Source organism: Dietzia sp. IBK-p2-16D (assembly GCF_057773085.1).
Window position 1 is genome coordinate 1 of record NZ_JBYMTL010000039.1, and the last position, 480, is coordinate 480.

A 480-nucleotide genomic window follows, 5' to 3' on the forward strand; every position below is an offset into this window, starting at 1 on the left:
GATTATGGACTTAGAGATGCTGGGGTCGATACAAAAAAAATTAAAATAATTACTATTGCTGATAAGGATGGAAAAATTGTGGGTATTTACCCTGGAGCTAGTATCAGAAATTTGCCATATATTATGCGCGATCATAAAGACTTAGTTTTAGAAGGTTCATTCAAGGCGTGTTCTGATGAGTTGCCCCAAATATGGAAATAATTGTTCTCCTAGGGGAACCCTAGGAGTTCATTCTGGCTTGATATAAAAATCGCCCTCAAGACAATTAAAACCCTCCTATCTCGAAGTGGTGTTTGACATCGACTAATAAAAATAGTAGTTTTAACACGGAGGTTCTCATGGAAATGCCTTCTTCACTGAAAGCTCAGTTGTTTATTTGTGTTGCTTTTATCATTTTCCTTTTAACACCAATTATTGATATTTTTGATTATTCATCTTACCGTGAAGGTGAGATTACTAGTGGTTGTAAGTTAAGTAATC

1 protein-coding gene is annotated in these 480 nt (G+C 35.2%); it reads left to right on the plus strand.

The window, feature by feature from the left end; all coding sequences use genetic code 11:
• A partial coding sequence (locus AC3DE3_RS17230; protein ID WP_488370842.1) for a hypothetical protein occupies window positions 1-201 on the plus strand: 201 nt, incomplete at its 5' end.
• Window positions 202-480: the final 279 nt, after the last annotated feature.